The 25,735-nt window shown below is 68.7% G+C and carries 27 protein-coding genes; 15 read left to right on the top strand and 12 right to left on the bottom strand.

What is annotated here, in order from left to right; genetic code table 11:
• Positions 1–5: 5 nt before the first annotated feature.
• Both ACJ4V0_RS04610 and ACJ4V0_RS04605 read right to left on the bottom strand, forming a co-directional pair.
• The gene (locus ACJ4V0_RS04610; protein ID WP_448298380.1) at positions 6–977 is read right to left on the bottom strand and encodes a Bug family tripartite tricarboxylate transporter substrate binding protein; all 972 of its coding nucleotides are present in this window, start codon (positions 975–977) and stop codon (positions 6–8) included.
• 155 nt (positions 978–1,132) lie between these two features.
• A complete protein-coding gene (locus tag ACJ4V0_RS04605) occupies positions 1,133–1,942 on the bottom strand; it encodes an aspartate dehydrogenase (protein ID WP_448298379.1) in 810 nt (269 codons plus the stop codon).
• A gap of 198 nt (positions 1,943–2,140) precedes the next feature.
• Between ACJ4V0_RS04605 and ACJ4V0_RS04600 the strand changes: the two genes are divergently transcribed.
• Positions 2,141–3,133 carry a tripartite tricarboxylate transporter substrate-binding protein gene (locus tag ACJ4V0_RS04600; protein WP_448298378.1) on the top strand — a complete coding sequence of 331 codons (993 nt, stop codon included), beginning with the start codon at positions 2,141–2,143 and terminating at the stop codon, positions 3,131–3,133.
• A 61-nt stretch (positions 3,134–3,194) separates the two neighbouring features.
• Here the strand turns inward: ACJ4V0_RS04600 and ACJ4V0_RS04595 are convergent, their stop codons facing one another.
• Positions 3,195–4,118, bottom strand: a complete 924-nt coding sequence (locus tag ACJ4V0_RS04595; RefSeq protein ID WP_448298377.1) for a sugar kinase — start codon at positions 4,116–4,118, stop codon at positions 3,195–3,197.
• Between the two features lie 236 nt (positions 4,119–4,354).
• Between ACJ4V0_RS04595 and ACJ4V0_RS04590 the strand changes: the two genes are divergently transcribed.
• Both ACJ4V0_RS04590 and ACJ4V0_RS04585 read left to right on the top strand, forming a co-directional pair.
• Complete coding sequence (locus ACJ4V0_RS04590; protein WP_448298376.1) at positions 4,355–5,128, top strand: ferredoxin--NADP reductase; 774 nt, start codon at positions 4,355–4,357, stop codon at positions 5,126–5,128.
• 134 nt (positions 5,129–5,262) lie between these two features.
• Positions 5,263–5,994 carry a hypothetical protein gene (locus ACJ4V0_RS04585; RefSeq protein WP_448298375.1) on the top strand — a complete coding sequence of 244 codons (732 nt, stop codon included), beginning with the start codon at positions 5,263–5,265 and terminating at the stop codon, positions 5,992–5,994.
• A gap of 4 nt (positions 5,995–5,998) precedes the next feature.
• Here ACJ4V0_RS04585 and ACJ4V0_RS04580 read toward each other — a convergent pair whose 3' ends face one another.
• From ACJ4V0_RS04580 to ACJ4V0_RS04565, 4 genes are all read right to left on the bottom strand, one after another.
• Positions 5,999–6,580: a gamma carbonic anhydrase family protein gene (locus ACJ4V0_RS04580; RefSeq protein WP_448298374.1), complete on the bottom strand. Its 582-nt coding sequence runs from the start codon at positions 6,578–6,580 to the stop codon at positions 5,999–6,001.
• Positions 6,581–6,660: 80 nt separating this feature from the next.
• Entirely contained in the window at positions 6,661–6,795 is a 135-nt protein-coding gene (locus tag ACJ4V0_RS04575) for a hypothetical protein (protein ID WP_448298373.1), read from the bottom strand.
• Positions 6,792–7,286 (bottom strand): hypothetical protein, encoded by a 495-nt coding sequence (locus ACJ4V0_RS04570; protein ID WP_448298372.1) that lies wholly within the window; start codon positions 7,284–7,286, stop codon positions 6,792–6,794. Before ACJ4V0_RS04570 ends, ACJ4V0_RS04575 begins: the two co-directional genes overlap by 4 nt.
• 116 nt (positions 7,287–7,402) lie before the next feature.
• Positions 7,403–8,734 (bottom strand): TIGR03808 family TAT-translocated repetitive protein, encoded by a 1,332-nt coding sequence (locus ACJ4V0_RS04565; protein WP_448298371.1) that lies wholly within the window; start codon positions 8,732–8,734, stop codon positions 7,403–7,405.
• A 134-nt stretch (positions 8,735–8,868) separates the two neighbouring features.
• On the opposite strand from ACJ4V0_RS04565, the gene ACJ4V0_RS04560 reads away from it, so the two are divergent.
• Positions 8,869–9,621: a metallophosphoesterase family protein gene (locus tag ACJ4V0_RS04560; RefSeq protein WP_448298370.1), complete on the top strand. Its 753-nt coding sequence runs from the start codon at positions 8,869–8,871 to the stop codon at positions 9,619–9,621.
• Here the strand turns inward: ACJ4V0_RS04560 and ACJ4V0_RS04555 are convergent.
• Complete coding sequence (locus ACJ4V0_RS04555) at positions 9,570–10,235, bottom strand: pyroglutamyl-peptidase I (protein WP_448298369.1); 666 nt, start codon at positions 10,233–10,235, stop codon at positions 9,570–9,572. The two genes, ACJ4V0_RS04560 and ACJ4V0_RS04555, sit on opposite strands and share 52 nt — an antisense overlap.
• A gap of 106 nt (positions 10,236–10,341) precedes the next feature.
• Positions 10,342–11,520 (bottom strand): pyridoxal phosphate-dependent aminotransferase, encoded by a 1,179-nt coding sequence (locus ACJ4V0_RS04550; protein WP_448298368.1) that lies wholly within the window; start codon positions 11,518–11,520, stop codon positions 10,342–10,344.
• A 163-nt stretch (positions 11,521–11,683) separates the two neighbouring features.
• Between ACJ4V0_RS04550 and ACJ4V0_RS04545 the strand changes: the two genes are divergently transcribed.
• Entirely contained in the window at positions 11,684–13,060 is a 1,377-nt protein-coding gene (locus ACJ4V0_RS04545) for a M48 family metalloprotease (RefSeq protein WP_448298367.1), read from the top strand.
• An 11-nt stretch (positions 13,061–13,071) separates the two neighbouring features.
• Positions 13,072–13,851, top strand: a complete 780-nt coding sequence (locus tag ACJ4V0_RS04540; protein ID WP_448298366.1) for a DsbA family protein — start codon at positions 13,072–13,074, stop codon at positions 13,849–13,851.
• Between the two features lie 835 nt (positions 13,852–14,686).
• On the opposite strand, the gene ACJ4V0_RS04535 is transcribed toward ACJ4V0_RS04540, so the two are convergent.
• Positions 14,687–15,097 (bottom strand): nuclear transport factor 2 family protein, encoded by a 411-nt coding sequence (locus ACJ4V0_RS04535; protein WP_448298365.1) that lies wholly within the window; start codon positions 15,095–15,097, stop codon positions 14,687–14,689.
• A 153-nt stretch (positions 15,098–15,250) separates the two neighbouring features.
• Between ACJ4V0_RS04535 and ACJ4V0_RS04530 the strand changes: the two genes are divergently transcribed.
• From ACJ4V0_RS04530 to folK, 4 genes are all read left to right on the top strand, one after another.
• Positions 15,251–15,634 (top strand): DUF2267 domain-containing protein, encoded by a 384-nt coding sequence (locus ACJ4V0_RS04530; protein ID WP_448298471.1) that lies wholly within the window; start codon positions 15,251–15,253, stop codon positions 15,632–15,634.
• 64 nt (positions 15,635–15,698) lie between these two features.
• Positions 15,699–16,547 carry a dihydropteroate synthase gene (folP, locus tag ACJ4V0_RS04525; RefSeq protein WP_448298364.1) on the top strand — a complete coding sequence of 283 codons (849 nt, stop codon included), beginning with the start codon at positions 15,699–15,701 and terminating at the stop codon, positions 16,545–16,547.
• Positions 16,544–16,912: a dihydroneopterin aldolase gene (gene folB, locus ACJ4V0_RS04520; protein WP_448298363.1), complete on the top strand. Its 369-nt coding sequence runs from the start codon at positions 16,544–16,546 to the stop codon at positions 16,910–16,912. Before folP ends, folB begins: the two co-directional genes overlap by 4 nt.
• On the top strand, positions 16,912–17,403 hold the full coding sequence (folK, locus tag ACJ4V0_RS04515) for a 2-amino-4-hydroxy-6-hydroxymethyldihydropteridine diphosphokinase (RefSeq protein ID WP_448298362.1): 492 nt from the start codon (positions 16,912–16,914) through the stop codon (positions 17,401–17,403). Before folB ends, folK begins: the two co-directional genes overlap by 1 nt.
• Here folK and ACJ4V0_RS04510 read toward each other — a convergent pair.
• Both ACJ4V0_RS04510 and ACJ4V0_RS04505 read right to left on the bottom strand, forming a co-directional pair.
• The gene (locus ACJ4V0_RS04510) at positions 17,400–18,182 is read right to left on the bottom strand and encodes a class I SAM-dependent methyltransferase (RefSeq protein ID WP_448298361.1); all 783 of its coding nucleotides are present in this window, start codon (positions 18,180–18,182) and stop codon (positions 17,400–17,402) included. The genes folK and ACJ4V0_RS04510 overlap by 4 nt on opposite strands.
• A complete protein-coding gene (locus ACJ4V0_RS04505; protein ID WP_448298360.1) occupies positions 18,179–18,982 on the bottom strand; it encodes a sugar phosphate nucleotidyltransferase in 804 nt (267 codons plus the stop codon). The genes ACJ4V0_RS04510 and ACJ4V0_RS04505 overlap by 4 nt, the downstream gene beginning before the upstream one ends.
• Before the next feature lie 155 nt (positions 18,983–19,137).
• On the opposite strand from ACJ4V0_RS04505, the gene ACJ4V0_RS04500 reads away from it, so the two are divergent.
• The 5 genes from ACJ4V0_RS04500 to ACJ4V0_RS04480 all read left to right on the top strand — a co-directional run bounded on the left by ACJ4V0_RS04500 (position 19,138) and on the right by ACJ4V0_RS04480 (position 25,729).
• Positions 19,138–21,111, top strand: coding sequence for a methylmalonyl-CoA mutase family protein (locus ACJ4V0_RS04500; RefSeq protein WP_448298359.1), 1,974 nt, complete (start codon positions 19,138–19,140; stop codon positions 21,109–21,111).
• Positions 21,112–21,121: 10 nt separating this feature from the next.
• Positions 21,122–23,269, top strand: coding sequence for a methylmalonyl-CoA mutase (gene scpA, locus ACJ4V0_RS04495; RefSeq protein WP_448298358.1), 2,148 nt, complete (start codon positions 21,122–21,124; stop codon positions 23,267–23,269).
• 94 nt (positions 23,270–23,363) lie between these two features.
• Positions 23,364–24,017 (top strand): glutathione S-transferase family protein, encoded by a 654-nt coding sequence (locus tag ACJ4V0_RS04490; RefSeq protein ID WP_448298357.1) that lies wholly within the window; start codon positions 23,364–23,366, stop codon positions 24,015–24,017.
• 182 nt (positions 24,018–24,199) lie between these two features.
• A complete protein-coding gene (locus tag ACJ4V0_RS04485; protein WP_448298356.1) occupies positions 24,200–25,189 on the top strand; it encodes a Bug family tripartite tricarboxylate transporter substrate binding protein in 990 nt (329 codons plus the stop codon).
• A 66-nt stretch (positions 25,190–25,255) separates the two neighbouring features.
• A complete protein-coding gene (locus ACJ4V0_RS04480; RefSeq protein ID WP_448298355.1) occupies positions 25,256–25,729 on the top strand; it encodes a tripartite tricarboxylate transporter TctB family protein in 474 nt (157 codons plus the stop codon).
• Positions 25,730–25,735: the final 6 nt, after the last annotated feature.

Here is a 25,735-nt window from a genome sequence, read left to right as displayed (position 1 = left end):
CCGGCTCACTCCAGCTTGACGCCCGCATCGGTGACCACCTTGCGCCACCGCTGCACCTCGGACGACACGAAGCGGCCGAACTCCTCGCCCTCCAACGTCGGAATGGGGGAGCCGTTGCGGGCCCAGGCGTCGCGGATCATCGGCACCTGCAGGGCGGCACGGATCTCGCGGCGCATGCGGTCGATGACGGGAGCCGGCGTGTTCTTCGGCGCGAAGATCGCATACCAGGTCGAGACGTCGAAATTCTGCAGGCCGGCTTCCGCCGCCGTCGGGACGTTGGGAACCGCCGGGCTGCGGGTCGCGGCGGCCACCGCGATGCCGCGGATGGCGTTGCCCTGGATCTGCGGGGCGGAGGTGCCGAGACCGTCGAAGACCATGTCGATCTGGCCGGCGACGAGATCGGCCATGGCCGGACCCGCGCCGCGATAGGGGACGTGGCGGATCTTCGTCTGGGTCAGGATCTTGAACAGCTCGCCGACGAGATGGTGCGTCGTGCCGATACCGGCCGAGCCGTAGATCAGATCGTCGGGCTTCGACTTCGCCAGCGCGATGAGCTCGGCGAGGGTGGTCGCCGAGACGCGGCGCGGATTGACGACGATCACCTGCGGCGGCTGGGCGATGATGGCGATCGGGATGAAATCGGTCTCGATATTGTAGTCGAGCCGGGGATAGAGAGACGGCGCGATGGTGTGATGGGCGGCGCCGACGAAGAAGGAATAGCCGTCGGGCGCGGCGCGCGAGGCGACGAGCGCCCCGGCCGTGCCCCCGGCGCCGGCGCGGTTCTCGATGATGACGCCCTGGCCGAGTTGCTTCTCGAGCTGGGCTGCCAGCGGCCGAGCGAAGGCGTCCGTGCCGCCGCCAGCGGCGAAAGGCACGTGGAAGGTAATCGGCCGCGTCGGCCAGGTTTGCGCGTCGGCGGTCGCACCGGTGAGCGTGACGGAAAGCGCGGCCAGGCCGGCAAGAACAAATTTTCGCATCGGGGTCCCTCGGAACGGTTTCCTCTGGCGGCCCGATTGGGACGGGCCGCTCGTCCGGACTTGTCTGCCGGTTGCTACAGAGACTAGCGCCTGATCCGGGGGTTGCAAGGTGGACGCGACCGTCATCGTTGCGCGACGACGGCCGCGGGCACGATTCAGGTGCCGACCCGCACCGGCGCATTCAGCTTGCGCAGGGCGGCGATCACCGACAGCGCGGTGATGCGGCCGGTCTTCGGGTTGTCCGACGGGATGTTCTCGATGGCGAGCGACAGCTTGGCCGAATCGCTGTCGACCTCGATGGCATGGCAGTTCCGCGTCACCGTCGGGTCGGCCCAGATGTCGATGGTGGTGCGGTCCGGCCCGATGCCGGCGAGCGACAACGCCACGGCGACATTCACATTGGCCGGGAAGCCCTTCGCCGCTTCGCGGGCCGAACCCGAAAAGATCAGGGTCGGCTCCATGATCGCATCCATGTCGAGCCCCTTCTCGACGAGATAGGGGGCGCCGACGAGGCCCTTCGGTGGCTTTCGGGTGATCATGCGCACCGAATGGATCGTGCCCTCGGCCGCGGCGGTGACGGCGTCGAGGCCAAGCAGCGCGCCGGTCGGCACGATGATCTGGCCGCCATGGGTCTTCGCCAGGTCCATCAGGTGCGGTCGCGGCAGCAGCGCGCCGCAGGAGAGCACCATCACCCGCTTGCCGGCGGTCAGCATCGGCGTGCAGATCTCCTCGATCACGGCGGCCGGGGCGCATTCCACGGCGAGGTCGGCAAGCGCCGGAAACTCGGACAGCGGGACGACCGGCGCGGCGATGCCCTCTGCCGCAAGCCAGGCCTTCGCCTTGGCCTCGTCGCGGGCGGCCACGCAGGCGAGTATCGTCCCGGGAATCGCGCCGCCGGCAATCTTGGCGGCGAGCGTCCGTCCGATGGCGCCGAGACCGGCAATGGCGATGCGCGTGGGGGTCATGGAACTCTCCGTCGAAGGGAGCGGGACCATAGAATTTCCAGCGGCGAATGCCAGCCCATGCGGTCATGGAGGCCATGTGTCGCAGCGGTGATCCGAAGATGCGCGCCGCTGCCGGAGACCCGTGGCCGCACCCGGTGCCAGGGGGGTGGACAAGAGGTGGGTTTTGGCCATGATCCGCCGCTTCCAGAGGAGTTTTGCATGAATACCCCCTCCCGACGCTCCCTTCTCGCCCTTGCGGCGGCAGCTCCCCTCCTGATGGCGGCGCCCGCTGCAGAGGCGCAGACGTGGCCGGTGCGGCCCGTGACCATGATCATCCCCTTCGCCGCCGGCGGCCCCACCGACGTGCTCGGCCGTATTATGGCGGAACGGATGTCGCAGATCCTCGGCCAGCAGGTGGTGGTGGAGAACGTCGGCGGGGCCGGTGGCATGACCGGAACGGCGCGCATCTCGCGCGGCTCTCCGGACGGCTACAGCTTCGTGCTCGGCACGGTCGGCACCCATGCGGTGAACCAGACCCTGTACAAGCAGCCCCTCTACAATGCGGCCACCGACTTCGCCCCGGTGACGCTGATTGCCGAGGTGCCGCTGATCCTCATCACCCGCAAGGACTTCCCGGCGGCCAATCTCCAGGAGTTCATCGCCCATGTGAAGGCGAACCAGGCCAAGTTGCAGTTCGCCTCCGCCGGCGCCGGGTCCGCCGTTCACCTCGGCTGCCTCTACCTCAACTCGGTGATGGGCACGAACCAGGTGACCCATGTGCCGTATCGCGGCTCGGCTCCCGCCATCCAGGACCTCGTCGGCGGCCGCGTCGACTACATGTGCGAGATTTCCTCCACGGCGCTGCCGCATATCCAGGGCGGCACGGTCAAGGCGCTCGCGACGCTCACCGCCAATCGCGCCACCGTCTTCCCCGATCTGCCGACCGCCCAGGAGCAGGGCCTGCAGGGTTTCGAGGCCTACACGTGGAACGCCTTCTTCTTCCACAAGGACACTCCCCCGGCGATCATCGAGCGCCTGCACGCCGTTACCGTCGAGGCGATGGACACGCCGGCCGTGCGTGAGCGGCTGCAGGCTCTCGGGGCCATCATGGCGACGCCCGAGCGTCGCGGCCCGGCCTATCTCGCCCAACTCGTGAAGAGCGAGATCGAGAAATGGGCTGCTCCCATCCGCGCCAGCGGCGTCAGCCAGTAACGTTCGACATCCGGATGTGACCAAAGGGGCGGTCGGTCTCGGGGCCGCCCGCCCTGTCCGTTTAGGCCGCCCGTTCGAGGGCCGCCAGAACTTCGGACCGGCGCGGCAGCGCCGCGACGGCGCCATAGCCGGTTGTCGACAGGGAAGCCGCGGCGCAGGCATAGCGTCCCGCTACGAAGGGGTCGCCTGTCACCAGCCACTCGGCGAGGAAGGCTCCGTCGAAGCAGTCGCCGGCCCCGGTCGCGTCAACCGCGCCCACGGCGATGGACGGGATGATGCGCCGCTCCGCGGCCGTCGCGATGAGGGCCCCCTCCCGGCCGAGGGTCAGGGCGACGATCTTCGATCCGCCCTCCAGGTAGAAGTCGGCGATGGCATCCGGCGTATCGCGCCCGGTAAGCTGGCGCGCGTCGTCGAGGCCGGGGAGGGCGATGTCGGCGAGCCGCATGGCGGCATTGGTCACCTCGCGCGCCCGCTCCAGCGGCCACAGCCTCAATCGCAGATTGGTGTCGTAGGAGACGGTGACGCCCGATGCCCGGGCCTCCGCCATGGCCATGCGCACGGCCGCGCTGGCCGACGGCGAGATGGCCTGCGAGATGCCCGACACATGCAGCACACGGGCCTGGCGGATCGCCGTCACCGGCAGGTCGGCGGAGGTGAACTGCGCCGCCGCCGATCCGGCGCGGCGGTAGGCGAATTCGTGGCCCTCGGGGCCGTGGGTGACGAAGTAGAGCCCGGTCTCGCCACCCTTCACCAGGCGCATCGCGCTGGTGTCGATGCCCTCGGCCTGCCACAGGTCGAAGAAGGCCCGGCCGAAGGTGTCATCCCCCACCGCGCCGATGACGCCGACGCTCGCGCCTGAGCGTGCCGCCGCAATGGCGCAGTTCGACGTGTCGCCGCCGAAGCCGAACAGATAGGTCGGCTCACGCGGAATGGTCTGGTTGAACTCGCCGAGGGCTTCGCCGAAGCAGAGGATGTCGGAAGGCATGGCATGTCCGGTCGCGCAGGGGCGATCAGCATAGGCGGGGCGCGCCGGCCGGCAAGAGGCGAATAGGGCGCCTGTTCCGGCGGAATTGTCGCATTCCGGCTGTCGGCAGCCGGTTCTTGATCCATGTCGATGATTTAGCTGTTGCCTTGCGAGTATCTCTTGCCTAGTTGGTGCGATGCAGTATCATTCGTGTACGAATGAACCAGCGTCAGGCGCTTACCACCCCGGGCTCCGCCATGTCGAACATGAATTCCGAGCGTGTCCTTGAGGTTCGCCACTACACGGACCGCCTGTTCTCCTTCAAGACGACCCGCGACCCGGCGTTCCGCTTCGTCAACGGCCAGTTCACGATGATCGGCCTCGAGATCGACGGGCGCCCGCTCCTGCGCGCCTATTCCATCGTCTCGTCCAACTACGACGACAATCTTGAGTTTTTCTCGATCAAGGTGCCCGACGGCCCGCTCACCTCGCGCCTGCAGAACATCAAGGTCGGCGACCAGATCCTCGTTGGCCGCAAGCCGGTCGGCACGCTGGTGCAGGACGCCCTGCTGCCCGGCCGCGATCTCTACCTGTGCGGCACCGGCACCGGCCTCGCGCCCTTCATCAGCGTCGTCAAGGACCCCAACGTCTACGACCGGTTCGACAACATCATCCTCATCCACGGCACGCGCTTCATCGCCGAGCAGGCCTATCACGACTACATCACCAACGAATTGCCGAACGACGAGCTGATCGGCGATTTGGTGCGCGAGAAGCTGAAGTACTACTCGACGGTCACCCGCGAGCCGCACGTCCACAACGGCCGCATCACCCAGTTGCTGGAGAGCGGCGCTTTGCAGGCCGAGTTCGGCCTCGGCCCGCTCGACAAGGCCAACGACCGCGTCATGATCTGCGGCTCCCCGGCCTTCCTGAAGGACATGGTCGACATGCTGGTCGCTCGCGGCTTCGACGAGGGCGCGATCTCGAAGCCCGGCCATTTCGTCATCGAGAAGGCCTTCGTCGAGAAGTGACCCGCGCCTGGCCGCCGGCAGCGCCCAGCCGCGGCCGGCGTCATTCTTCGCGAATGACGTGAACCTTTTCTGCCATCCCGGCGACTGACGACGGGGCCGCATCCGCGGCTGCCTGTCGAACGTCGTCCGGATCCATGAACCCCGCCCTGCACCGGCCTGTCGCCGCTCCCTCCGCCCTCCATCTCATCAAGCGCGGGCTGATCCTGCTCGCGGTTGCCGGACTGGGTGTCGCGGCCGGCGGCCTGCTGGCGGCCGCGGGCGGCCGGGCGATCGCCGACGGTCTCGATCTCGGGCAGTTCAAGGACCGCGCCGTCTTCACGGCGGCAATGGGGCTGTCCGGCGGCCTCGGCGGGGGATGTCTCGGCCTCTGGCTCGCCCTGCGGGCCTCGGCCGCGCCGTGGTCGGTGGTGCGGGTGGTCGCCGGCGCCGTCGCGAGCCTTGGCGCCTCTGCAGCGGCCGTTCTCGCCTTCGCCTTCGTGATGACGACACCGCCGCCTCCGGCCTATCCCTATCTCGTCACCGAGTTCCGCGCCGGCGCCGCCGACGTGCTCTCGCTCGGGCTCGGGGCCGCTTCCGGCCGCACGCTCTGGTCGGAAGTGACGAAGACCAGCCGGACTGCACCCGGTGGTGGCACCGTCATCGAGGCGGTCTTTCCCATGGCCGTTCGGTCGGGCGTCGACTACATCGTCGTCCACCACCATCGCCGCGAGGTCGCGCGGTTCAGCCTCGGCCTGCCGTCCGATCCGCCGGCGACCGTGAGCTTCAGCCCCTGGCTCTCGCCCGACCGCTGGCAGGGCACCGAAGTCAGCGAGGCGCCGACCGGCGTCGAGATGCGGTTCCGCATCGAAAGGCGCATCGTGCGCTGAAGGCTCAGCCGGGTCGCTCGATGCCGAAGCGGGCGGCGGCGGCCTTCAGGTCGGCCTCGCTCCAGAAGCGGTGCTCGCCGCGCGCATAGGCGTCGGCATTGGCGGCATAGAGCCAGGCGTTGAAGCGGTTGGCGGCGCCCGAATCGCGGTTCGCCTTCACCACGGCCGGCACCCCGGCGACGATGGAGTTGGGCGGGATGACGGTGTTCTCCTTGAGGAAGGAGCCCCCGGCGATGATCGAGTTCTCGCCGATGATGCAGCCGTCCATGATCGTCGCGCCGATGCCGACGAGGACATTGTCGCCGATCCTGCAGCCGTGCAGCGTCACGTGGTGGGTGATGGAGCAGTCCTTGCCGACATGCGTGCCCGTGCCGTTGCCGACATGGATCATGACGAAGTCCTGCACGTTCGACCGCTCGCCGATGACGACCTCATGCATCTCGGCACGGATGACGGCGTTGGGCCAGACCGACACGCCGGCGGCGAGGCTCACCTGGCCGTAGATCTGCGCGCTGGGATGGACGAAGGCGGCGGGATCGATCGCGACGAGAGGTCCGCTGGGCGGAACCTCGGAACCCTTGAGCATGGCGTGACCTCGGCGGGCCGCTTCTGCGGGCGGCGGCGCCGACCATGCCCTTGCAGGCGAGCCGCGGCAAGCAGGCCCCGTCAGTCCTCGCGGGCGAGGGACGGGCGCTCAAGCCACTCGACGTCGTGCAGCGCTGCGACCTCCGGGTCGAAGCTCGCGGCCGGCGACAGTGGCGGCGCGACCATGACCGGCAGGCGGGTCTCGTCGGGGGTCATGGTCCGGCTCCTGTCGGCGAGGGTGTGGCGGTGGGCGGGCGCGGCACCGACCCGGTGGTCGCGGGGGCGCCCTGCTCCATCAGGTGGAAAACGATGGTGCGCATGACGGCGTTGTTCTCGTCCTCGGGAAGGTTGCGCAGATGCGGGTAGAACGGGCGGAAGGCCGTTCCCAGCAGGGCGACGAGTTCGGGAGACGCCTTGGGGATCTCGTCGGCCGCATAGGTCGCGTAGGAGGTGCGGCCGGCCAGCGCGGCGACCTGCGCCAGCACCCGCTCCTCGATCTCGCCGGTGTTGCGGAACTGGACGAGCGCGAAGGCGGCGCAGGCCGACAGTGCCTCGCCCGCGCCGGTGCGCAGATCGGCATCGGCGACCATCGCCTCCGCCGTGAAGCGTGCGAGGTCGGACGGCGCACAGGCTTCGCCCGCACCGGCCGGTGCGGCGAGCAGGGCGAGAATGGCGGGAACCGGGAGAAACCGGGCCAGCGCGCGCATCGGCGCCTCCGCACAGGAACAGACCTTGAGCGGAGACCGTGGACTGATCCGGTTAACGGGGTGTTAACAGCGCGTGCCGCAGGCCGGCCGTTCCTGTCGTGCGGCGACCGGACGATTCAGCGCACGCGGTTGCCGGAGACGCTGAGCTGGGCGTAGCGTCCGACGCCCTCGCGGGCCATGTCGCCGGTGACGGGCGTCTTCCATTCCATGCCCACCACGGCGCCGATCCGGGCGCCCTGCACGAGGTTGTCGGCGATCAGCGCCTGTCCGGCGCCGGGCACGACCGAGACTGCGATGCCGACCGGCGCGCCCTTGATGACGTTGGCGGTGACCGACAGGTCGCGCATGTACTGGCCCCAGCCGAGCTGGATGCCCGCGGTCGGCGCACCCTCGATGACGTTGGCCGAAATCGCGGCGTCGGCCTCCGCCGAGATGCCGATGCCCGCGACGTCGTTCGGGTCGGTGCCGGCCGGGCGGCGGTTGACGAGGTTGCGGATGATGTTGCCGTGGATGTTGGCGAGGCGTCCGCCGTGGTTGAAGTTGGTGGCGACGATGCCGAGGGCGGCGCCGTCGATGATGTTGTTGGCGACCACGGCGCCCTCGAAGCCGAACTCGACATAGACGGCGACCTCGCCGAGGGCGGCGAAGTTGTTGCCGGTGATGGCGACGTTGGCGGCGCCGTTGGCCCGCACCGCCGAGAAGGCGGCGCCGCGCACGCGGTTGCCGCTCACTGTCACGTTGCCGGCGCGGAAGACGTTGATGGCATTGCCGTTCTGGCCCGATCCACCGTCGCGCGCACCGATCTCCTCGATGCGGTTGCCCTCGACGATGGTGCCGTCGTCGCCGGCGAGCGTGCGCCAGACGAGGATGCCGTTGTTGGCGGCCGAGCGGATGGTGTTCTGGCTGAGCGTCAGGCCGCGGCTGTCGAGCGCCACGATGGCGGCCTTGGCGACCCCGGAGACGGTGTTGCCGCGCGCGATGCCCTCGATCCCCTCGAGGACGATGCCATGATGGCTGGAGCCGGCGATCTCGCAATCCTCGACGCGCACGCCGCGTCCGTGCTGGAGCACGATGAGGCCGCGCCTGTCGGGCAGCGCCTTGCCGGCGCCCTCGATGACGAGGCCCGACAGCGTCACCATGTCGGCGCGCTGGGCGGTCAGGCAGGCCGTCCCTCCCTGGAACACCAGGCGCGTGGCGCCGCGCACGCCGATGATCTGCGTGTTCGCGGGGAGGCGGACCTCGCCGATCTTGTAGGCGCCGGGCGCGAGCCGCAGCGGCATCCGCGAGCCTGCGGCGGTTTCCACCGCCCGCTGCATGTTGCGCGTCTGGTCTTCCGCTGCGCCCGGCTTGAGCCCGAAGGACTGGCCGTCGAGCGATGCGGCGCGCACGGAGGCGGGAAGCGCGAGCGTTGCGGCGGCGGCGAAGAGGAAGGAGCGGCGGGCGAGCATGAGGGCCTCCGGGGTTGCCGAGGCCCGCGCAAGCGCCGTGCCGGGGCGTCTGTGCCGGAATGGGATGTCCCGATGACGGTTGTCGCCGTCCATCGCCTGCGTCAGGCTCCGCCGACACTGCAGCGAAGGCCTCCATGAAACTCGCCATTATCGCTGACATCCACGGGAACGTCCTCGCGCTGGAGGCGGTCCTCGCGGACATTGCCGGGCGCGGCATCGACCGCATCGTCAATCTCGGCGACTGCGTCTCCGGCCCGCTCTGGCCGGCCGAAACGGCGGCACGGCTGATGGCGCTCGGCCTGCCGACGGTGCGCGGCAACCACGACCGCTGGGTTCTCGAGGCGCAGGGGGAGGGGCTCTCCTTCTCCGACAGATTGGCCCGTGAGCAACTGGACGAGGGCCAGCGCGATCGGCTCGCGAGGCTCCCCATGCAGCGCGACATGGATTGTGCCGGTCTCGCCGTCCGCCTCTTCCATGCGACGCCGGCCGACGACAACACCTATCTGATGGAAGACAAGCAGGGCGGCCGGCTCGTGCAGTCGGACGTCGAAGCGATCCTCGGACGGCTCGGCGATGTCGGGGACGCCCGGCTCGTGCTCTGCGGCCACAGCCATCTGCCACGGCTCCTCGTCCTCGGCGGCCTGACCCTGGTCAATCCCGGCAGCGTCGGACAGCCGGCCTATTCCGATCCGACGCCGCCGGACGCGCACGTCTCGGAGGCGGGCTCGCCCCATGCCCGCTATGCCATTGTCACCGTGCGGGCACGGGCGGTGGCGAGCGTCGATTTCGTCGCCGTCGCCTATGACTGGGAGCAGGCGGCGCGAAAGGCCGAGAGCTATGGCCGGGCCGACTGGGCGCGCGGCCTGCGGACGGGTTTCGCCAAGTAGGGACGGTCCACGATGGCGGCCGCGGCTCTGACGGCCACCTCGGCAAGGTCCGCCGCCGTCAGCCTTCGGTGGAAGCCGCCGCGGGCCGAGCGCCCGGTTCTCAGCGGCAGCGGCACGTGGACGAACACGGCACGTTTCACCTGCCGCCTCGCCACCGCTTCCAGCGCCAGCCAGTAGGCGAAGTTGCAGAGATACTCGCCGGCCGATGGCGACAGCCGCGCGTGAAGACCGGCGCGCCGGAGGCTCTGGGTCAATGCCCCTGTCGCAAAGCCGGTCGGCACGCGCCAGGGCCCGTCCGCGACGATGTCGGCGGAGGTGTGAAAGACACCCGAGGCGTCCGGCACGCGCCGGGTCGTGACGTTGTGGGCGTGCTTCTCGACGCGGACATGGCCGGTGCGGCCGGCGAGACCGAAGAGCAGCACCGCGTCCGGCCGCTTCAGGGCGATGAGGGCGGGCAGGTCGCGGGCGACCTCGGCATAGACGGTGTTGAACACGTGCCCGACGATGCGGACGCCGGGCAGGCGCAGCGCGGTGACGGCCTTCACCATGGCGGGCGTCGGGTTCTTCTCCCAGCCGGGAAAGGGGCCGAAGCCGGTGACGAGGAGGGTGGTCATGGGGCGGACCTCGCTAACGCGCCTCACTCGACCTCATCCGCCCTGCACCTCGCAAGTGCGTCCTTCGAGGCTGCAGGTCACAAGGGCGGCTGGAGGTCACCCTGCCTCACTTCAGCCACGCCCCGAGTCGCCGCACCGCCTCCTCCATGTCCTCCGTCGCGCCGGCGAAGGAGAAGCGGATGGCATGCATGCCCCCATAGGGGTCGAAATCTGGCCCCGGTGTCGCGGCGATGCCGGTCTCGGCCAGCATCCGCCGCGCGAAGTCGAGGCTGACATTGGTATATTTCGCCACATCCGCATAGACGTAGAAGGCCCCGTCCACCGGCAACAGCCGGTCGAGCCCCGCCTTCGGTAGCCCATCCAGCAGCACCCGCCGGTTCGCGGCATAGCCCGCCTTGATCGCCTCCAGTTCCTCGGTGGCGTCGAATGCGGCGAGCGCGGCTACCTGGGAGAGCTGCGGCGCCGAGATGAAGAGGTTCTGCGCGAGGCACTCCACCGAGCGCGCAAGGCTCTCCGGCACGATCATCCAGCCGATGCGCCAGCCGGTCATGCAGTAGTATTTCGAGAAGGAGTTGATGACGGTGACGTCGTCGCTCGTCTCCAGCGCCGTGTGGCAGGGCATCTCGTAGGAGAGCCCGTGATAGATTTCGTCCGAGATGAAGCGGATGCCGAGGTCGCGGGAGGCCTCCACCAGCGCCTTCAGCGCCTCGGGCGTCATCATCGTGCCGGTCGGGTTGGCGGGGCTGGCGATGAGGATCCCGTCGAGCCGCTTCCGCGCATGCTCGGCCGCCAGCATCTCCGGCGTGACGGCATAGCGCGTCGCGGCGGTGGTCTCGATGAACACCACCTCGCAGCCGAGCGCCTCGAGGATGTTCTTGTAGGCGGGATAGCCGGGGCTTGCGATGGCGACGCGGGCGCCCGCCTCAAACAGGGCGAGGAAGGACAGGATGAAGGCCGAGGACGAGCCCATCGTCACCGCGATGCGCCCGATCGGCACCTCGACGCCATGGGTCTCGGCATAATAGCGGGCGATGCGTTGGCGTAGCTCCGGCGTGCCGAGCGCCAGCGTGTAGCCGATCTGGCCGCCCATCAGTGCGTCCGACGCGGCCTTGCGGATGCTCATCGGCGTGGGAGCGGCCGGCTGGCCCACCTCCATGTGGATGACGTTCTGTCCTTCCGCCTCGGCCTTCGCGGCGGCCGTCATCACGTCCATGACGAGGAAGGGCGCCACCGATCCGCGCCGGGTCGGGGTCAGGAGGCTGCGGGCGATACCCTCGCGCGACATGGTCATTTCATCCCGGGCTGCTGCGGCGTCATCGTTTCGCCCCCTTGACCAGCCAAGAGAGCATCGCAGCGCCTATCACAGCGGGCGGGACGGGTCACCGTTCTCCGCGATGTGACCGGCGGCGCGTTGACCCTGGTCAGAGGGCTCCTTAGGTTCGCCAGCGATGACGTCGTCCCGATTTCCGATCCGTGCCGCGGCGGCCGCGATTGCCGGCCTGATCGCCCTGACGCCCGCCGCGCGCGCCCAGATGCCCGGCGGTCTGCCGATCATCCGCGACACCGAGATCGAGAACCTGCTGCGCGACTATGCCCGGCCGCTGTTCCGCGCCGCCGGCGTCGGCGGCAGCCAGACCAACGTCATCATCGTCAACAACCGCGGCTTCAACGCCTTCGTCGCCAATGGCCGGCGCATTTTCATCAATGCCGGCGCCATCCTCGATTCGCGCACGCCCAACGAACTCATCGGCGTCATGGCGCACGAGACCGGCCACATCGCCGGCGGCCACCTCGCCCGCCTGCGCGAGGCGGTGGAGCGCGCCCAGATCATCGCCGCCATCGGCATGATCGTCGGCGTGGCCGGCGCGGCGGCGGGTGCTGCGACCGGCGGGCGCTCCGGCACCGGCGAGGCCGCTCCCGGCGTGCTGACCGCCGGCGCCCACATGGGCATGCGCTCGCTTCTGTCCTACCAGCGCGGCGAGGAGGCCGCGGCCGACCGCGCTGCCATCACCTACCTCAACGCCACGGGCCAGTCGGCCAGGGGTATGGTCGAGACCTTCCGCCGTCTCCACAACGAGACGATGTTCATCGCCCGCCATGTCGACCCCTATGCGGTCAGCCACCCCATGCCGGCCGATCGCATCGCCATCATCGAGCCGCTGGCGCGCGCGAGCCCGCACTACGCCAAGACCGATCCGCCGGCGCTCGACGCCCGCCACCAGATGGCGCGGGCCAAGCTCGCCGGCTTCCTCGACCGCGCCGACGCCATCATGCGACGCTATCCGCCGTCGGACACCTCGCTGCCGGCCCGCTATGCGCGCACCATCCAGATGTTCCGCTTCGGCGACCGCAACCGCGCCGCCGCCATGGCGGACGACCTGATCCGGTCGCAGCCGAACAATCCCTATTTCCACGAGATCAAGGGGCAGATCCTGCTGGAGACCGGCCAGCCGGCCGCTGCCATGGGGCCGCTGCGCCGCGCCGTGTCGCTGGCGCCCAATGCCGGCCTGATCCGCATCATGCTCGGCCACGCCCTCGTCGCCTCCGGCAACAACAGCGTGCTCGACGAAGCCATCCGCGAACTGCGCCTCGCCCTCCAGCGCGAGCCGGAGGCCGGCGACGGCTACCGCCAGCTCGCGATCGCCTATGGCCGCAAGAACGACCGCGGCCAGGCCGATCTCGCCTCCGCCCAGGCAGCGTATCATTCCGGCGATCTCCAGACCGCGCGGGGCCTTGCCCGCCGCGCGCAGGGGTCTCTCCCCACCGGCTCGCCCGGTTGGCTGATCGCCGAGGACATCTACAATCAGCGCCCCCGGCGCAACTGAGGACCGTTTCCATGTTCAAGCGCCTGATCGCGCCGGCCTTCGCGGCCCTTCTCGCGGTGACAGCTCCGCTCGCTGCCCAGACGGCGGCCGCCCCGCCGACGGCCGAGGAGCGCGCCCGTATCGAGGGCATGATCCGCGACTATCTGCTGAAGAACCCGGAAGTGCTGCAGGAGGCGCTGGTCGAGCTTGAGAAGCGCCAGGCGCAGGCCGAGGATCGCGCCCGCGCATCGGCCTTCTCCGCCAATCGCGAGGCGCTCTACCGGTCGCCGAACCAGGTCGTGCTCGGCAATCCGCAGGGCGACATCACCCTGGTCGAGTTCTTCGACTACAATTGCGGCTTCTGCAAAAGGGCGCTGCCCGAGACCATGGAACTGCTGCGCTCGGACACGCGCCTGCGCGTCGTCCTGAAGGACTTCCCCGTCCTCGGCCAGGGCTCGATGGAGGCCGCCCAGGTGGCCGTGGCTCTCAAGATGCAGGTCAACGCGCCGAAATATCTCGAGTTCCACCAGAAGCTGCTCGGCGGCCGCGGCCAGGCCAACGGCGTCCGCGCCCTGGAGGTCGCCCGCGAGGTCGGGGCCGACATGACGCGCCTGCAGCGTGACATGCAGTCGCCGCAGGTGCGCGACACGCTGGCCGAGAACATGCGCCTCGCCGAACTGCTGCGCATCAACGGCACACCGACCTATGTGGTCGGCGACGAGGTCGTCGTCGGTGCCGTGGGCCTCGAGAAGCTGCGCGAGAACCTCGCCCGGGCCCGTGTCGCCTGCGCGTCGCAGCCGACCATGTGCTGAACCGCCGAGCGGACCATTCAGCATTGCTCGGTTGCCTTGTACAGGCACTCGGGGTCGCTTGAGTGTAGCTCGTCTTTTGAGGCTTGCTCGAAACGATTATAGATTGAGTGATCGGACGCCCCGAGAAGCATCGAGTGAGATCGCGAGGTTCTCAAAGAGGCGCCGGATGCTCTTTTCCCTCAGATCGACGTCCAAGACGGCCAACTCATGACCGATCCACAAATCTGTGGCGGTTGCCACCACGGCAGTCCCTCCCGCGCGCAGCAGGTTGGTAATCTGCGCGTTGATCCGGATGCTCGTTGACTGTGTCGGCCCCGGATTGCGGTAGTTGCCAAACCGCCTGCGCAAGCTATCGCTTTCTCCAATGTATCGATGTTCTATGCCGTCGGAATTGATCATTCGGATGGAGTATAGTCCAGGCTTCTCCTCAAGCGTTGGAGCAACAATTTTTCCTCTATTGTCTAGAGTTAAATGCCCTGCAGTTGTCCATCTCAATCCAATGAGACAGGTGTGTTCTTCCAAGGGTGGTTGATTGGCTGACGCGAGCCGAGTTTCTCGGGCGCGGCCGCTGTTTTCAGTTTGTCCTGGGGGTAGATTTGGCGCCATCCGAGGAAGGCACTGGAGGCAATTTCGGTTGTCGCGTCGGGCAGAACGGGCGGCCGCCTGTTGAGCCACCTCCATGGTTGGGAGAGGGCCGGTCCAACTGCCCGACGCCCGATCACCACCGCCGTGAATTCCCCTCCCATCTTGGCAGTAGGGACACGAGCCGAGATGAATACGTGTCTTATCGAGAACCCGATTCTCATAGACCCAGTAGTTCATCGGCTTCGAAGCCTCACTCTCTCACCTCGTACCGATAGGCCTTTGACACAATCCGCCAGCCGTCGGTGAGCTTCAGCAGCACCAGATAGTCCGTGAAGAAGCGCGGTGGCAGTGCGCAATTGACCTTCACGAAGGCGGTCGACTCGTCCGAGCGATCCACCGTGACGATGAAGTCGTGGCGCGAATGGCCCTGGGATTTCGCCGAGGGGCGCTTGGCGACGCGGTCGAGCCAGTCCTGATAGGTCAGCACCTGCAATTCGCCCTTGTCCTGCCAGCGCAGGTCGGCGGTCGGATGGAAGGCCGCGCCGAGCTTGGCAACGTCGCCCTCGTGCAGGCCGTCGAAATAGAGCTGGATGACGGCGTCGACGCTGGAGCGGTCGAAGGCCGGGGCGGTCGAGGCGGGAACGGGGGTCGCGATGGTCATGGGGGCGTCTCCTGTCGTGGTCTTGCCCGCAAGCTAAGCACACCATGGCGCGTGACGGAACGTCGCTTGCCCGCCGTGCGTCGCTTGGCCATAGTGCGGCGCAACCGACGGGGGCATGTCAGCCCGCGCCGTCGAAGTCGGGAGACCATCATGATTCAGGAGCTCATCAACCGCGTCGCGGCCGCCGCCGGTATCGACGAAGGGCTCGCAGCCAAGGCTGTCGGCATGATCCTCGGCTTCCTCCAGAAGGAAGGCCCGCAGGAGCAGGTGCAGCAGATGCTGGCGGCGCTGCCCGGGGCCGAGGGCCTCATCACCCAGAGCGGAGAGGGCGGCGGTGGCGGCCTGATGGGTATGGTCGGCGGCCTGATGGGCGGCGGCATCATGGGCCTCGGCGCCAACCTGATGGGTGCGGGCCTCGACATGGGCCAGATCTCGACGGTCGGCAAGGAACTCATGGCCTTTGGCCGCGAACACGCGGGCGAGGACGTCATGGGCCAGATCGTCGCAGGCACGCCGGGCCTGTCGCAGTTCGTCTGACGCCACATTCCGCATTGGCGCCCCGCTGTTGACAGGCGGGGCTGCCTGGCGTCCAAGGCAAGCCATGGCGCCCACTCAGCCCACATCCCCAGCCCCGATCAGCGGGCCGCTCGCGCGCATCCTCAAGGCCGGCCGGCCGGCGGTGATGGGCATTCTCAACATCACGCCGGATTCCTTCTCCGACGGCGGGCGCTTCTTTGATCCGCTCGTCGCCATCCGCCATGCCGAGCGCATGGCGGAGGAGGGCGCCGACATCATCGACATCGGCGCGGAATCGACACGTCCCTATGGCGGCCCCCAGCCGGTCAGCCGCGACGAGGAGATTGCCCGTCTCGCGCCCGTCCTGCCTGAAGTGGTGAGGCTCGGCCTGCCGGTCTCCATCGACACCATCAAGTCCGACGTGGCGCGCTGGGCGCTCGACCGGGGTGCGGCCATCGTCAACGACGTCTGGGGGCTTCAGCGCGACGCGGCCATGGCGCCGCTGGTGGCCGATCGCGGCGTGCCGGTTATTCTCATGCACAACCGCGAGACGTCCGACCCCGCGCTCGACATCATGACCGACGTCGTCGCCTTCCTGCGGCGCTCCATCGGCGTCGCCGAGAGCGCCGGCATCCCCCGCGACCGGATCGTCGTCGATCCCGGCATCGGCTTCGGCAAGACCCCGGAGCAGAGCATCGAGACCCTGGCGAAGCTGGACCGGCTGAAGGCGCTCGGCCTTCCCATGCTGGTCGGGGCCTCGCGCAAGCGCTTCATCGATACTGTCTCGCCCTCGCCCGTCACCGAACGCCTCGGCGGCTCGATCGCCGCCCATGTCCTCGCCATGGAGGCGGGGGCGGCCATCATCCGCACGCACGACGTCAGGGAGACGCTGCAGGCGCTGAAGGTGGTGAGCGCCATCCGGAAGGCCACATGAGCGACCGCATCTTCCTCAAGGGCCTGCTGATCCACGCCCACCACGGCCTCCTCTCGCACGAGAGCGAGGTCGGACAGCGCTTCGTCATCGACCTCGACCTGGCGCTGGACCTCTCGAAGGCGGCAGCCAGCGACCATCTCGTGGACACCGTCTCCTACGCCGACGTGGCCGAGGTCACGGTCAGCACCTTCAAGGCGCACAATTTCAACCTGCTGGAAGCCGCGGCCGGCGCGGTGGCCGACGCCATCCTCGCCGCCTTCGGCCGGGTCGAGGCCGTGACAGTCACCATCCACAAGCCGCATGCTCCGATCGCAGCCATCTTCGACGATGTCGGCGTCGCGATGACGCGGCGGCGGCCGGCCTGATGGCCGAGGCGCTGATCGGCCTCGGCGGCAATGTCGGGGATGTCCGCGCGACCCTCGATCGTGCCGTGGCGGCCTTCTGCGACGGGGACGCGGTGCGCCTTATCGCCCGCTCCGCCGACTATCAGACGCCGCCCTGGGGCGTTATCGACCAGCCGCCCTTCGTCAATCTCTGCCTCAGGGTGGAAACTGAGCTTTCGCCGAACGTGCTGCTCAAGCGGGCGCTGGCCGTGGAGGCGGGCCTCGGCCGCGACCGCTCCGCCGGCACCCGCTGGGGTCCGCGCCCGGTCGACATCGACATTCTCGCCTATGACGACCTCGTTCTCGACGCGCCCGACCTCACCCTGCCGCATCCGCGCATGACGGACCGCGCCTTCGTGCTGGTGCCGCTCGCAGAGATCGCGCCGGACTGGCTGGTGGACGGCGCGCGCGTCGCCGAACTCGCCGCGCGCATCGATCGCACCGGCGTCACGCGCTTGTCCGATCGTCCCTAGGCGAAGCTGACGCGCGTGCGCCCCTGCGGGCTGACGCGGATATGGGCCGAGGGCAGCATTTGCGGCATGACCTCGACGAAGGGGATATCAGAGCCGTCGAGGGCCTGATCCAGCGCCTCGGCGATCTGTGAGCCGCGGCGCGCCACGATGAGGTCGCTCATGTCGGTGCTGGTCAGGGCCACAGGCGTGAAATCGGCGCGCTTCATGAAGTTGCCGACCGCCTCCAGCACGCCGAGATTCTGGTTCATGCCCTTCTGGCTGTGGCAGCAGTCGTTCAGCATCATGACGCCGTTGGGCGCCAGCAGGTGCTGGTAGTAGAGCAGGTCGCGCAGCACATATTCGTACTGGTGGTTGGCGTCGACATAGATGAAGTCGAAGGCACCGTCGCCGTGCCGGTCGCGGATGCGGGCGAAGGCCGAGACCGTGTCGTCGCGGATGATCTCGACGTCGGGGCGTCCCTCGAAGCGCTGGCGGGCGACTTCGTAAGTGCGGTCGAACGTCGACTGGTCCGAGAGGCTGCCGCCGAAATAACGCTCGAAGGCGGTCAGCGGCAGGGTCCAGGGCGGCAGCCTGTCGAAATGGGAATAGGTCGCAAGCGACGCCGCGCTCCACGCGTCGACGAGGACGGAATGACGCGGTTTCAGCACCTCCATCAGGCGCGCCGCGTTGTCACCCTTGTGGACGCCGAGTTCGATCATCGCCGGCCGGCAATCCCCGGCCTGGAAGGCTGCCGCGACGACGTCGTAGAGGCGGGAACGGGGACAATCGACGACTTTCATGACGCGATCCGCATGGAGGAGCAGGCCGGAGAGGGCGACATCCACGGCGCGGTGCCCGCCTCCCAGAGATCGCCGAGCAGCTTGAGGGCGCGCAGCGTATCGGCGGCGAGCCAGAAGCCCTCGTGGCGGTAGGCGCCGAGCCGGCGTTCGTTCACCAGAGCCTCGTAGAGCCCGTTGAGGGTGGCGCCGTCGCCGGCGAGGGCAGGGTGTTCGAGGACGGCGGGATCGAAAACCGCGAAACCGCCATTGATCCAGCCTTCGCCGATCTGCGGCTTCTCGATGAAGCCGGCGACCTTGTCGCCGTCGAACCGGAGGCCGCCGAAGCGGGATGGCGGGCGCACGGCCGTGACGGTGACGACATGGCCGCGACGCTGGTGCTGGGCGACGACTGCATGGACGTCGACGTCCGACAGGCTGTCGCCATAGGTCACGATGAAGGGTTCGTCCGCCAGAAGCGGCCGGAGCCGTGACACGCGACCCCCGGTTTCGGTCTGCGTCCCGGTGTCGACCACGCGAACCCGCCAGTTGTCGCCCTCCGCGCCCGACCGGGCGATGTGGCGGCGCCCGGCGTCGATCTCGATGTCCCCGGCCGTGTCCATCTCGTCGAGGAAGAATCGTTTGATCTTCTCGCCCTGCTGGCCGGCCGCGACGATGAAGTCGTCGAAGCCCTGCAGGCAGAAGGCCCGCATGATGTGCCAGAGAATGGGCCTGCCGCCGATGTCGAGAAGCGGCTTCGGCGCGAGGTCGCCGTCGGACGACATGCGCGTGCCGCCTCCGCCTGCCAGGATCACCACCTTCATGCCAGCACCGTCCGGGCCCCGATTTGCCGACAGTGTTGCGGCGAACATGGTTAAGGGAGGGTAAAGCGCCTGCCTCGCGCCGGCATGCGCGTCCGCCCAAAGGACGCCTTCCTGTCGCCGCCGCTTCGTGGCATCGAAGCTGCATGACGACAGCCATGACACCCTCATCCGCGCTGCCCGCGCTGGCTTCCGAGTTTCCGCCCGCTACCGAGGCGCAGTGGCGCGCCGCGGTCGACGCCGTCTTGAAGGGCAAGCCCTTCGACAAGACGCTGGTGAACCGTACGGCGGACGGCATCGCCATCCAGCCGCTCTATCCGCGCAAGGCCGACGCCGCGACGCTGGCGGGGCGGGCTCCCGGCCAGCCCTGGAGCGTCAGCCAGCGCGCCGACCATCCCGATCCGAAGGCGGCCAATGCGCAGGCGCTCGAGGATCTCTCGGGCGGCGCCTCGGGTCTGGTCGTGGTGACGCGCGGCGCCATCGGCGACCGCCGGGGCGATGCGACCGTCATCGACGGCCTCGCCGATCTCGACGCCCTGCTCGCCGGCGTCATGCTCGACCTCATTCCCGTCCGCATCGACGCCGGCACCTCGGCCGGTCATGTCGCCGCCTTGCTCGCGGCGAAGGTGGAGCGCGACGGGCTCGACCCGAAGAGCCTCGCCATCGCCTTCGGCATCGATCCGATCGGCGCCTTCGCCCGCCGTGGCACGCTAGAGAGCTGGGACGGTGCGGCCGCCAAGGCGAGCGACGCGGTGCTGGCGCTGCGCCGCCGCGGCTTCGGTGGCACGCAACTCATGGCCGACGGCCGCGTCATCCACGATGCCGGCGGCTCGGAGGCGCAGGAACTCGCCTATGTGCTCGGCACGGCGGTGCAGTACTGGCGCATGCTGGAGGCGGCGGGCCTGCCGCTCGCCGACGCCGCCTGCAGCGTCTCGGTGGTGCTGTCCGTCGATGCCGACCAGTTCCTTTCCACCGCCAAGGTTCGCGCCATCCGCAAGCTCTGGGCACGGCTCGAAGCGGCGTGCGGGCTCGCTCCCACCCATCTCGACCTCCACGCCGAGACCGCCTGGCGCATGGTCACCAAGGTCGATCCGGCGGTGAACTGGCTGCGCACGACGACGGCAGTCTTCGCCGCGGGTGTCGGCGGTGCCGACCATGTCGTCGTCGAACCCTGGACGGCCGCCATCGGCCTGCCGGACGCCTTCGCCCGGCGCGTCGCCCGCAACACCCAGCTCATCCTCATCGAGGAATCGAACCTTCATCGCGTCACTGATCCGGCGGCTGGCTCCGGCGGTATGGAGGCGCTGACCGACGAGCTTTGCCAGCGCGCGTGGTCGCTGTTCCAGGACGCCGAGAAGGCCGGCGGCATCGTCGCCGCGCTTGCGGCCGGCACGGTTCAGGCGGCCGTCGCCGCGGTCCGCTCCGAGCGGGCCGCCGCCATCGCCAAGCGCCGCGAGCCGCTGACCGGCACGTCCGAGTTTCCCAATGTCCACGAGGCCGTGCCTGAGGTGCTGCAACCGCCGAAGCGCGAGACGCAGCGCGGCGCGGCGCCCGTCGATCTGCCCCCTGCCGGCAAGGGCGAGCGCTTCGAGGCGCAGGTGAAGGCCTTTGCCGGCGGCGCCATCCGCTCGGCGCTGTCGCGGCTGAAGAGCGACACCGTCTTCGTCGATCCGCTGTCGCCCATCCGCCTTGCCGAGCCGTTCGAGGCCCTGCGCGCCGATCTCGACGCCATCGCCGCACGGACCGGCGCGCGGCCGAAGGTGTTCCTGGCCGTGATCGGTCCCGTCGCCGCCTTCACGGCGCGCGCCAGCTTCGCCCGCAACCTGTTTGAGGCCGGCGGCTTCGATGCGCCCATTCCGGAGGGCTTTGCCGATCTCGCCGCGATCCGGGAGGCCTTCACGGCGAGCGGCACGGCGATCGCCTGCCTGTGTTCGTCCGACGACCTTTATGCCACTGATGCCATCGACGTCGCGGCATCACTGAAAGCTGCCGGCGCACGGCAACTCTGGCTCGCTGGCCGTCCCGGCGATCTCGAGGACAGCCTCAAGGCTGCGGGCGTCGACGGTTTCGTCTATGCTGGCGGTGACGTACTGGCCTTCCTGAAGGCCGCACGTGCGGCGCTGGATGCGTGAGGAGACAGCCATGACCCGCATCCCCGACTTCACCACCGTCGATTTCACCGACTCCGCGCCCGCCGCCTCCGGCGGCGAGGCCTGGTTGACGCCGGAGGAGATCGCCGTGCGCCCGGTGCACAGCGAGGCGGACCTCGCCGGCATCGACTTCCTCGACACCTGGCCGGGCATCAAGCCGTTCCTGCGCGGCCCCTATCCGACCATGTACGTGAACCAGCCCTGGACGATCCGGCAATATGCCGGCTTCTCCACCGCCGAGGATTCAAACGCCTTCTACCGGCGCAACCTCGCCGCCGGCCAGAAGGGCCTGTCGGTGGCCTTCGACCTCGCCACCCACCGCGGCTACGACAGCGATCATCCCCGCGTGTCCGGCGACGTCGGCATGGCGGGCGTCGCCATCGATTCCATCTACGACATGCGCACACTGTTCTCCGGCATCCCGCTCGACCAGATGAGCGTGTCGATGACCATGAACGGCGCGGTCCTGCCGATCCTCGCGCTCTACATCGCCGCGGCCGAGGAGCAGGGCGTGCCGCAGGCCAAGCTCTCCGGGACCATCCAGAACGATATCCTCAAGGAGTTCATGGTCCGCAACACCTACATCTATCCGCCCAAGCCCTCGATGCGGATCATCTCCGACATCTTCGCGCACACGGCGAAGGAGATGCCGAAGTACAATTCCATCTCGATCTCCGGCTATCACATGCAGGAGGCGGGAGCGACGCAGGACCTCGAGCTCGCCTACACCCTCGCCGACGGCGTCGAGTATATCCGCGCCGGCATCGCCGCCGGCATGACGGTCGACCAGTTTGCGCCGCGCCTGTCCTTCTTCTGGGCCATCGGCATGAACTTCTTCATGGAGGTGGCGAAGCTGCGCGCGGCGCGCCTCCTCTGGGCGAAGCTCGTCAAGCAGTTCGACCCGAAGAGCGACAAGTCCTTGCCGCTGCGCACCCATAGCCAGACCTCCGGCTGGTCGCTGACGGCGCAGGACGTCTTCAACAACGTCGTGCGCACCCAGATCGAGGCCATGGCGGCGACCCAAGGGCATACCCAGTCGCTGCACACCAACGCCCTCGACGAGGCGCTGGCCCTGCCCACCGACTTCTCCGCCCGCATCGCCCGCAATACCCAGCTCTTCCTGCAGCAGGAGAGCGGCACGACGCGCATCATCGACCCCTGGGGCGGCTCGCTCTATGTCGAGCGGCTGACCGCCGACCTCGCCGCCAAGGCCTGGGAGCACATCCAGGAGGTCGAGGCCCTCGGCGGCATGGCCAAGGCCATTGACGCCGGCATTCCGAAGCTGCGCATCGAGGAGGCCGCCGCGAAGACGCAGGCCCGCATCGATTCCGGCGTGCAGTCGGTCATCGGGGTCAACAAGTTCCGCCCGGACGGCGAGAAGCCGATCGACGTCCTCAAGGTCGACAATTCCGCCGTCCGCGCCTCGCAGATCGACAAGCTCCGGCGCCTGCGCGAGGAGCGCAATCCCGCCGAGGTGCAGGCCGCGCTTGACGCGCTGACCGCCGCCGCCGCCGGCGACGGCAACCTTCTGGCGCTCGCCATCAACGCCGCGCGGGCAAAGGCCACCGTCGGCGAGATGTCGGACGCCATGGAGAAGGTGTTCGGCCGCCACAAGGCCGAGATCAAGGCCATTTCCGGCGTCTACAAGCGCGAGGTCGGCGCCATGAACGAGAACGTCTCGAAGGTCCAGCACATGGTCGAGGCCTTCGCCGAGAACGAGGGCCGCCGCCCGCGCATCCTCGTCGCCAAGGTCGGCCAGGACGGCCACGACCGGGGACAGAAGGTCATTGCCTCCGCCTTTGCCGATCTCGGCTTCGACGTTGACATCGGTCCGCTGTTCGCCACGCCTGCCGAGGCCGCGAAGCAGGCGATCGAGAACGACGTCCACTGCGTCGGCGTCTCCTCGCTCGCCGCCGGTCACCTGACGCTGGTGCCCGAACTGAGGGCGGAACTCGAAAAGCAGGGCCGCGAGGACATCATGATCGTGGTCGGCGGCGTCATTCCGCCGCAGGACTTCGACGCGCTCTACGCCGCCGGCGCCTCCTCCATCTTCCCGCCGGGAACGCCCATCGCGGATGCCGCCATCGACCTGATGGACAAGCTCAACGCCAGGCTGGGCTACGTGCAGGCGGCGGAGTAGGCGCGTCAGTCGGGGCCGGCCGGCCCGGCGGAGACCTTGTTGCTGCCCTCGGCGTTGACCTGCGCGTCGCAGCAGACCAAGCCGGGGGAAGGCCATGATCGCGACCATCACCGCCTTTGAACAATCGCCGGACCGCGGCCGCGGTCTGGCGCGCGACATGGCGGTGCGATGGGCCCTCGAGGAAGTGGGTCAGCCCTATCAGGTCCGGCTGCTCAGCTTCGCTGCGATGAAGGAGGCGGCGCATCGGGCGCTGCATCCTTTCGGGCAAATTCCGACCTACGAGCAGGGCGATCTGGCCCTCTTCGAGTCCGGTGCGATCGTCCTCCATATCGCCGACCGCCACGCGGGTCTGCTGCCGGATAACGCCGATGGCCGGGCCCGCGCCGTGGGCTGGACGGTCGCCGCGCTCAGCACCATCGAACCGCCCATCATAGAGCGCGAGATGGCCATCCTGACGGAGGGTGACCGGGACTGGTTCGCCGCGCGCCAGCCGCTGCTCGACGAGCGGATTCACAAGCGGCTGGCAGCGCTATCGTCGCGACTCGGCACCGCAGACTGGCTCGATGACGCGTTCAGCGCCGGCGATCTGATGATGGTCTCGGTGCTGCGCCGGCTGGAGGGATCGCCGATACTCGACGGCTACCCCAATCTTTCCGCCTATGTGGCTCGCGCCAGCGCGCGACCTGCCTTCCGGCGGGCCTTCGAGGCCCAGCGCGCAGTATTCGCGGCCCTTGACGGACGGTCGTGACGCCCATCGCGGCGGGCGGCGCGACGATGGGCGGAACCCCGAGTGATCGCGTCATGCCTCCCCTGCCGCGCGAAATTCGGGCAATCGAAACGGTTGAACTGACTGCCATTCCAGTGCAGCTTCCTGTGATCACAGACAAGGACCGGATCAACCGGCCTCAATCGATCTAAGGGAGGATCATCATGACTGAACTTACGCGCCGCCATCTCATGGTCACCGCCGCGGGCGTCGGCCTCGCCTCGCAGCTCTCCGCGCCGGCCATCGCCCAGGCCTTCCCGGCCCGTCCCATCACGCTGGTCGTGCCGTGGGGCGCCGGCGGCGGCACGGACGCCACCGCCCGCATCATCGGGGCGTTGATGGAGAAGGAGTTCGGCCAGCCTGTGAACGTGGTCAACCGCACCGGCGGTTCGGGCGTCGTCGGCCATTCGGCCATCGCGACCGGCGCGCCGGACGGCTACACGATCGGCATGGTCACCGTCGAGATCTCGATGATGCACTGGCAGGGCCTCACCCAGCTGAAGCCCGACAGCTACACGCCCCTCGCGCTGATGAACGAAGATCCGCCCGGCGTGCAGGTTTCGGCCTCGAGCCCCTATGCGGAACTCAAGGCGCTCGCCGACGCCATCAAGGCCAATCCGGGCAAGCTGAAGGCCTCCGGCACCGGCCAGGGCGGCATCTGGCATCTCGCCCTCGTCGGCTGGCTCGGCGCCATGGGCCTGCCGGCCAGCGCCGTGCCGTGGGTGCCCTCCAACGGTGCGGCTCCCGCCATGCAGGACCTCGCCGCGGGCGGCATCGACATCGTCACCTGCTCGGTGCCCGAGGCCAAGGCCATGCTGGATGCCGGCCGCGCCAAGTCGCTCGCCATCATGGCGACCGCGCGCAATCCGCAGTTCGCCAACGTGCCGACGCTGAAGGAGGCGATCGGCGTCGACTATACGGTCGGCGCCTGGCGCGGCATCGCAGCGCCGAAGAACCTGCCGGCCCCGATCGCCGAGCGGTACACGACGGTCCTCAAGAAGATCAACGAATCCAAGGAATTCCGCGACTTCATGTCGGCCCGCGGCTTCGGCGTGAAATGGGCGGATGCCGCCGGCTTCGCCAAGTTCATGGACGAGGGCAACACTGCCATGGGCGTCGCCATGAAGGCGGCCGGTCTCGCCCGCTCGGCCTGATCTTTTCGTGCGGGGCGGCCCTTCCTCGGGGCCGCCCCGTTCCTTCTCCGCGGCGAGGGCCTTCCCGTGCGCTTCAACGATCTCGTGAGCGGGGCGATCATGATCGCCGCCGCCCTCCTCGTCATCGTCCTGACGCTGAGTTTTCCGGAGTTCCCGGGCCAGAACTACGGCCCGGCGGTGTTCCCACGCCTGCTGTCCGTGCTGATGATCCTCTGCGGTCTCCTGATGGTCATTCGGGGCTATGCCTCCTGGCGGGCGGGCGCGCCGCTGGCCGAGATTCCCTCCTGGGCGCGCGATCCGGTCAATGTCGTCTCGGCGCTGCTCGTCCTCGGCTCCGCGCTGGCCTATATCTTCATCCTCGACGCGGTCGGCTTCGTGCCGCTGACCCTCGTCGTCCTTCTCATCCTCTTCCTCTGGTTCAAGGTCCGCGTGCCGGTCGCCGTCGTCACTGCGCTCGTTGCGGCCTTCGGCATCAACTGGTTCTTCGCGAGCCTGATGCGCGTGCCGCTGCCGCGCGGCCTGATGGACTGGTTCCTGTGAGGAGCG

It is taken from the genome of Phreatobacter aquiterrae (assembly GCF_053471285.1).
Note: the sequence above shows the minus strand (reverse complement) of the source record. Positions and strands in the feature narration are given on the sequence as shown.